This window comes from Oceanicola sp. S124 (assembly GCF_000220565.1).
Lineage (GTDB): Bacteria > Pseudomonadota > Alphaproteobacteria > Rhodobacterales > Rhodobacteraceae > Pseudooceanicola.
The window spans coordinates 1-6,828 of record NZ_AFPM01000049.1; the positions used below are offsets into that span (position 1 = coordinate 1).

Consider the following 6,828-nt stretch of genomic DNA (forward strand, 5'->3'; position numbering starts at 1 on the left):
CGGTGAGCGGTGAGCGGTGAGCGGTGAGCGGTGAGCGGTGAGCGGTGAGCGGTGAGCGGTGAGCGGTGAGCGGTGAGCGGTGAGCGGGCGTGCCTACGGTCCGTCCGTCTGGCAAGCGGAGTTTCCGCCCTGCCGAAGCGCCGTCGGGGCGGAGGCCTCAGAAGCGATCCAGCAGACGGCGCAGGTAGTCCCGTTCGTCGGCGGTTCGGGCATTCTCGCCCGAGCGGCGGCGGATCTCGTCCAGCAGGTCCTGCGCACGGCGGCGGATTTCCTCATCGCTCAGCATTTCGCGCTCATTGCCCAGTGCGCCGTTGGTGCCCGCGTTGCGGCCCAGCGGATCATTGCGCTGACCGGGGGTGTCGCCCTCGGCCTCGCCCTGCTCGCCGGCCATCTGACGATCCTGCTGCGCCATCGCCTCGCCGAGATTGCGCATGCCCTCGCGCAGCGCGTCCATGGCGCGGGACTGCTGGTCGATGGCCTCGGCCAGATCGCCCTCGCGCAGGGCCTCCTCGGCACCACCCATGGCACGATCCGCATCGTTCAGGGCCTCGCGCGCGGCGCGCCCGGCCTCGGTTCCGGCACCGGGAAGGTTGCCGCGCTGGCGATCCAGTTCGTTGCGAAGCGCGCGCTGGCGTTCCGCCAGCCCTTCGGCATCGGGCGCGGATTGATCGCCGCCCTGGCCCTGAGATCCGCCCTGCTGCTGGCCTTCGCCCTGCTGACCCTGCTGGCCCTCGCCTTGCTGCTGCCCTTGCTCCTGCCCTTGCTCCTGGCCCTGCTGCTGGCCGGGCCGTCCATCGGGATTGAACTGGTCCTGCAGGTCGCGGAAGGCATCGTCGGAGAGCTGCTGCTGGTTGCGCAGCGTCTCGCCCAGCCCCTCCATCGCCTGCTGGCCGGGGCTCTGCTGGCCCTCGCCACCCTGCCCCTCGGTCATCTGCATGTTCTCAAGCAGTTGCTGCAGCTCTTCCAGCGCCTGTTGAGCCTCGGCCATGCGGCCCTGCTCCATCAACTCCTGGATGCGGTCCATCATGCGCTGGATGTCATCCTGGGTCATGCGCATGGCGTTTTCCATGTCCTGCTGACCTTGCTGCTGGCCCTGTTGCTGCCCTTGTTCGCGGGCCTGCTGCTGCGCCAGCTGACGCATGTAATCCTGCGTGGCGTCGCGCAATTCCTGCATCAGGCGCGCGATCTCCTGGTCCGACGCGCCGTTGCGCATCGCCTCTTCCAGCCGCTGCTTCGCACGTTCCATGCGGGCACGGGCATCGGCCAGGTCGCCCTCTTCGATCTCGAGAGCCATGTCCCAAAGCGCCTGCGTCACCTCGGCGACCTGATCGTCGGACAGCGGGCGGAACCGCTGGATGGTCTCGACCCTGCGCACCAGCCGGTCCAACCGCATTGCAAGCGTCTCGCTGGGGAAAAGCCCCTCGCCATGCCAGCGCACCGCGCGCAGTACCTGCGTCACCCGATGCGCATTGTCGCGGTTCCATAGCAGGTCGCGGCGCATCTCGATAAGCGTCGCGGCCAGCGGATCGAAGAACCGCCGCGCGTCGAGCAGCATGTCATAGCCCTCGCTGCGCCCCGACTGGCCAAGGGCATCCTCGACCGTCAGCGACACCGTCACCGGCAAGTTGGCCCAGGGGTGTTCAGAGAAATTCTCGACCAGCGCCTCGGTGAACTCGGCGCGCGAGCCGGAAAGCGGCAGCGGCAGCGCGATCTCGATCGGCGCGCGCGGCTCGGGCGCAGGGGCCAGGCCGTAGCGCCGGTCCACCGCGTCCAGATCAAGCGAAATCAGCGCCTTGCCGGTCACCACGCCATAGTCGTCGCGGGCCGAGAAGGGCATGGTCAGCTGGCCTTCGACATCCGCCTCGGCCGGCCCGTCGATGGTGACCGAGGGCGCGCGGTCAGGGATCAGCGCCACGCGCCATTCGCGCCCGCCCGGGCCTTCGACCGCCAGCCGCCCTTCCTGGCGGATGGTGAAATCCTGGGCAGGGGCGGTGGCGGAAGGCAGCTCACCCACCCGGCCCGAGACCGTTTCGGCCAGTTCCAGCCGCCCTTCGGGGCCATAGAATCGCATCGTCACCAGCGCGCCCTGCGGCGCATTCAGCACCTCGCCGGTGATGTCGCCGAGGTAGATCGTCGGCAGTCCGGTGTGCAGCGGTGGCTCCACCCAGCCCTCCCACGAGGGGCCGATGGCGGCCTGGGCGGCGCCGGGCAGGGCATCGCCCAGATCGCCGACACGCCAGATCGAGCCGAAAAGACCGCCGACCAGCAGCAGCAGAAGCGCCACGTAGCGCAGCCCGAAGGCATCGCGTTGCGAGAGCGTCAGATCCGGTTTCGGCGCCTTCGCCGAGGCCGCCCGCGCCGCCATCCTGTCGCGGTGCGCGGCCCAGAGAGCGGCCGAGCCCGGGTCATTCCCGCCCAGCACCTGATCGTCACGAAGTGTCTGTAATGGCTGGCCTTTCAGCGTTCCGTCGAGGCGGCGGAACGCCTCGTTCCGGGTCGGCCAGCGGAAGCGCCAGAGCCCGTGACCAAGCAACGCCAGTGCGGCAATGCTGCAGAGCGCACCAAGCCCCCAGAGCATCTCGGTCGAGAGGATCCCGACCACGCCGAGCATCAGCGCGGCCAGCACCAGAAGCCCCAGCGTCCAGAGCGGCCAGAAGGCACGGACCACGCGTTCCGAGAGCAGCCCTGCCCGGGTCAGGAAAAGCGGCCAGCGAAGGCGGCGCAGCGTCTGGGTATATCGCGTCTGGTCAGCCATGCTCCGTCCCGTGCGGGCAGCGCGGGGATCGCGCTACATCCACCCGGGTAGCGTATCGCGGTTAATGATTTCCTCATAGGAGGGTCTGGAACGGATGACGGCGAATTGATCCCCATGCACCAGCACCTCGGGAATGAGGGGGCGGGTGTTGTATTCACTGGCCATCACCGCGCCATAGGCCCCGGCCGAGCGGAAAGCCACGAGGTCGTCGGCCTTCAGCACGGGCATGTTGCGCCCCTTGGCGAAGGTATCGCCGGTCTCGCAGACCGGGCCGACGATGTCGTAGGGGCTCTGCTCGGCGCCCGGAGCGGGCTCGACCAGCGGCACGATATCGTGGTGCGCCTCGTACATGGCCGGGCGGATCAGGTCGTTCATCGCCCCGTCGAGGATCAGGAAGTTCCGCCCCTCGCCTTCCTTAACGTAGATCACCTTGGACAGCATGATCCCGGCATTGCCGGCGATCAGGCGGCCCGGTTCGATCTCGATCTCGCAACCCGTGTCGCCCAGCACCTCGCGCACCAGCGCGCCGTATTCCACCGGCAGCGGCGGCGCCGAGTTGCCCCGGTCGTAGGGAATGCCCAGCCCGCCGCCGAGGTCGAGGCGGATGATATCATGGCCCTGATCGCGCAGGACCTGCGTCAGTTCCTTCACCTTGGTGAAGGCCTGGCGATAGGGCTCGAGGTCGGTCAGCTGAGAGCCGATGTGCACGTCGATCCCGACCGCCTTCAGCCCCTTCATCTGCGCGATGCGGCCATAGACCTCGGGCGCGCGGGAGATCGGGATGCCGAACTTGTTCTCGCTCTTGCCGGTGGCGATCTTGGCGTGGGTTTTCGCGTCGACGTCGGGGTTTACGCGGACAGTGACAGGGGCGACGACACCCAGCGACAGGGCCACTTCGTTCAGCGCCTCCATCTCGGGTTCGCTTTCCAGGTTGAACTGGCGCACGCCGCCCTTCAGAGCCGCGGTCATCTCTTCGCGGGTCTTGCCGACGCCCGAAAAGACGATCTTGTCGCCTGGCACGCCCGCGGCGATGGCACGGGCGTATTCCCCGCCCGAAACCACGTCCATGCCCGCCCCGAGGCTGGCCATCAGCTTCAGGATCGCCTGGTTGCTGGCCGCCTTCATGGCGTAGCAGACAAGGTGATCCATGCCCGACAGCGCCTCGTCGAAGAGGCGGAAATGCCGGGTCAGGGTGGCGGTGGAATAGACGTAGCAGGGCGTGCCGACCTCGGCCGCGATCTCGCTCAGGGGGACGTCTTCGGCATGCAGCATGCCGTCACGGTAGAGAAAGTGATCCATGGGTCCCTCCTTGAGTCGGGGTCAGCGGCGCGGCCCGCGCCGGAATCGGCCTTACACCCTGCGAGAGCGCAGGAAAAGATAGAGCGGCAGGCCGCAGCTCACGCCGATGCAGAAGGTGGCCGGAATGGCCAGAAGGCCGATGCGGTCGCGGCGGGGCAGGCACTCGGCCAGGACCCAGGCGGTCAGCGCGATGGCCGAGATCACCAGATCCCAGAACAGCGCGGAACTGGCCCAACCGGACCGCCAGGCGGCGATCAGCCCGGTCAGGCTGATGCCGTTCTCGGCAAACCATTGGAAGATCAGTGCCAGCGGATGCAGGCTGCCCCAGACCGCGAGGGCCAGAAAGAGAATGCGCAGCGGAGCCATGCCTTCAGGCCTCGGCCTGGGAGCCATAGAGCGTTTCGCCCGAGACCCCGATGCCGGTGGTCTCGGCGCCAGAGCGGTCGATGCCGGCGCCGGGCCAGGCGGCCCCGCCGGGCGGTTGCGGCGCGCCATCGACACCACAGCCTGCCAGCAAGGCGATCAGCCCCGCCAGCGCGGCCAGTTTCAGTCCAGACGTGCTTGCCATGCCGCCACCTGCTTGCGAACCTGTTCGGGCGCGGTGCCCCCGAAAGACATACGGGAGGCCACCGAGTTATGCACCCCCAGAACCGAATAGACCTCCTGGTTGATGCGCGGCTCGACGCCCTGCATCTCGGCCATCGACAGATCCTGAAGATCGCAACCCTTGCCCTCGGCCAGGGCCACCAGCGAGCCGGTGACATGGTGGGCATCGCGGAAGGGCATGCCCAGCACCCGCACCAGCCAGTCCGCAAGGTCCGTGGCGGTCGAGAAGCCGGCACCGGCGGCAGCTTCCAGCGCGGGAACATTGGCCTTCATGTCGCTGACCATGCCGGTCATCGCGGCCAGCGCCAGCATCAGGTTGTCGGCGGCGTCGAAGACCTGTTCCTTGTCTTCCTGCATGTCCTTGGAATAGGCCAGCGGCAGGCCCTTCATCACGGTCATCAGCGCGACATTGGCCCCGAAGATCCGGCCGATCTTGGCACGGATCAGCTCTGCCGCGTCGGGGTTCTTCTTCTGCGGCATGATCGACGAGCCGGTGGAGAAACGGTCGCTCAGCACGACGAAGCGGAACTGGGCCGAGGACCAGATCACCAGCTCTTCGGCAAAGCGGCTGAGGTGCATGGCGCAGATCGAGGCGGCGCCAAGGAATTCCAGCGCGAAGTCGCGGTCCGACACGGCATCCAGCGAGTTGGCCATCGGCCGGTCGAAGCCAAGCGCCTTGGCGGTCATCTCGCGGTCCAGCGGGAAGGAGGTCCCGGCCAGGGCAGCCGCGCCGAGGGGGGATTCGTTCATCCGGGCGCGGGCATCGGTGAACCGGCCCAGGTCGCGGCTGAACATCTCGACATAGGCCAGCATGTGATGGCCCCAGGTGACGGGCTGGGCGGTCTGCAGGTGGGTGAAGCCGGGCATGACCCACTCGGCGCCCGCCTCGGCCTGCACCAGCAGCGCCTTGATCAGCGCCTGAAGCCCGCCGATGGCCGCATCGGCCTGATCACGGACCCAGAGGCGGAAGTCGGTCGCCACCTGGTCATTGCGCGAGCGCCCGGTGTGCAGGCGGCCTGCGGGCTCGCCGATGATCTCCTTCAGGCGCGCTTCCACGTTCATGTGGATGTCTTCCAGCGCGGTCGAGAACTGGAACGTCCCGCCCTCGATCTCTGACAAAACGGTGAGGAGGCCTTCCCGAATGGCCTCGGCATCTTTATCCGTGATGATGCCCTGCGCGGCGAGCATGGCGGCATGGGCGCGCGAGCCCTCGATGTCCTGTCGGGCCAGACGTTTGTCGAAACCGATCGAGGCGTTGATCGCCTCCATGATCGCATCGGGGCCTTCGGCGAAACGGCCGCCCCACATCTGGTTCGCTTGGCTATCGGTCATCGGGACCCTCGGAGGAAAGATGAGAAAATTACTGTCCGCGCTGGTTTATACCGCAGCCCTGCTGGGCGCAATCTCTGGTCCCGTTCAGGCCGCGCCCGACGGCATCGAAGAGCTGCTGACCGGTGAAATGCGCAAGCTGCAGGTGCTTGAGGACCCGAAGGCCCTTGATACCGGCCTTCTGTGGGAGGACGGCGGCGGGACCGCCAGCCTTGGCGACTACGCGGGCAAATGGGTGGTGCTGAACTTCTGGGCCGTCTGGTGCGCCCCCTGCCGGGAAGAGATGCCGACGCTGGCCGCCCTGCAGGCCGCGCGCGAAGGCGAGGATTTCGCCGTGGTGACGCTGGCCTCGGGCCCCAATGCCCCCGAGAAGGTCGCGCAGTTCCTCGAAGAAGAGGGCGCCGCCGCCCTGCCCCATTTCCGCGATCCGAAAAGCGCCCAGGCCCGGGGCGCCGCCGTCTTCGGCCTGCCCGTCACCCTGATCGTCGATCCAGAGGGCCGCGAGGTCGCGCGGCTGATCGGTGGCGCCGACTGGAACGCGGAAGAGGCCCACGCGGTCTACGACGCCTTCATGGCCGAGGGCTCCTAGAGCCCTCTCGCCAGCTCGGTGATCACCTCGAAGGCGGTGTCGGCATCGGCTTCGGTCATTTCGAAGCTGCCCGCCTGGAAACGGATCACCAGCCGCCCCGCGACGCGGGTCTGGGTCAGGTAGATCCGCCCGTCGGCATTGATCGCCTCGAGCAGCTTCAGGGTATGGGCCTCTGCATCCGCCCCCTCGGGCGCGACGGGGCGGAACGAAAGAGCGACAGGAAGGGCTCCGTCACGATCTCGAAGCCCGG

At 67.8% G+C, this 6,828-nt stretch carries 6 protein-coding genes and 1 pseudogene; 1 reads left to right on the top strand and 6 read right to left on the bottom strand.

Annotation, left to right across the window (positions count from 1 at the left end; translation table 11 throughout):
- Positions 1–157: 157 nt before the first annotated feature.
- The 5 genes from OS124_RS0104735 to argH are packed head-to-tail and all read right to left on the bottom strand — an operon-like array spanning position 158 to position 5,992.
- Positions 158–2,755: a TIGR02302 family protein gene (locus tag OS124_RS0104735; protein ID WP_010138210.1), complete on the bottom strand. Its 2,598-nt coding sequence runs from the start codon at positions 2,753–2,755 to the stop codon at positions 158–160.
- A gap of 33 nt (positions 2,756–2,788) precedes the next feature.
- Entirely contained in the window at positions 2,789–4,054 is a 1,266-nt protein-coding gene (gene lysA, locus OS124_RS0104740) for a diaminopimelate decarboxylase (RefSeq protein ID WP_010138211.1), read from the bottom strand.
- Between the two features lie 51 nt (positions 4,055–4,105).
- Positions 4,106–4,420: a DUF2834 domain-containing protein gene (locus OS124_RS0104745; protein WP_010138212.1), complete on the bottom strand. Its 315-nt coding sequence runs from the start codon at positions 4,418–4,420 to the stop codon at positions 4,106–4,108.
- Between the two features lie 4 nt (positions 4,421–4,424).
- On the bottom strand, positions 4,425–4,622 hold the full coding sequence (locus OS124_RS0104750) for a hypothetical protein (protein WP_010138213.1): 198 nt from the start codon (positions 4,620–4,622) through the stop codon (positions 4,425–4,427).
- Positions 4,601–5,992, bottom strand: a complete 1,392-nt coding sequence (argH, locus tag OS124_RS0104755; RefSeq protein WP_029375180.1) for an argininosuccinate lyase — start codon at positions 5,990–5,992, stop codon at positions 4,601–4,603. The genes OS124_RS0104750 and argH overlap by 22 nt, the downstream gene beginning before the upstream one ends.
- Positions 5,993–6,011: 19 nt before the next feature.
- Between argH and OS124_RS0104760 the strand changes: the two genes are divergently transcribed.
- Positions 6,012–6,578: a TlpA disulfide reductase family protein gene (locus tag OS124_RS0104760; RefSeq protein ID WP_010138215.1), complete on the top strand. Its 567-nt coding sequence runs from the start codon at positions 6,012–6,014 to the stop codon at positions 6,576–6,578.
- Here the strand turns inward: OS124_RS0104760 and OS124_RS23710 are convergent.
- Positions 6,575–6,828, bottom strand: a pseudogene (locus OS124_RS23710) (aspartate aminotransferase family protein); the annotation flags it as partial. The gene OS124_RS0104760 and the pseudogene OS124_RS23710 sit on opposite strands and share 4 nt — an antisense overlap.